Origin of the sequence: Marinobacter sp. bablab_jr003 (assembly GCF_016464245.1) — a bacterium.
Lineage (GTDB): Bacteria > Pseudomonadota > Gammaproteobacteria > Pseudomonadales > Oleiphilaceae > Marinobacter > Marinobacter vinifirmus.
The window spans coordinates 1-271 of sequence record NZ_JADARC010000122.1 but is presented as its reverse complement, the minus strand read 5'-3'; the positions used below and the strand labels follow the sequence as shown (position 1 = coordinate 271).

The 271-nt window shown below is 55.7% G+C and carries 1 protein-coding gene; it reads left to right on the top strand.

Going from position 1 to position 271, the window contains the following annotated elements; all coding sequences use genetic code 11:
• On the top strand, nt 1-271 hold a 271-nt coding region (locus H3Z84_RS14515), incomplete at both ends, for a transposase (RefSeq protein WP_199457962.1).

The window sequence follows — 271 nt, the reverse complement described above, 5'->3', positions numbered from 1 at the left end:
TCAAAGAGCTCTGGTACGCTCCCTCAGAGGCCGATGCCAGACAACGCTGGCAAGACTGGCTAAATCTGGCTATGAGTAGTGGGCTGGCCCCCGTGCAGCAGTTTGCCAGGCGCCTCAAGGGCTACGTCGACGGCATTATCGCCAGCGCGGTCTACCGGCTGAACACCAGTGTGTTGGAGGGAATGAACAACAAGATCAAGGTGATCAAGCGGGTGGCCTACGGCTACCGGGATAACGACTACTTCTTTCTGAAGATAAAAGCAGCATTTCC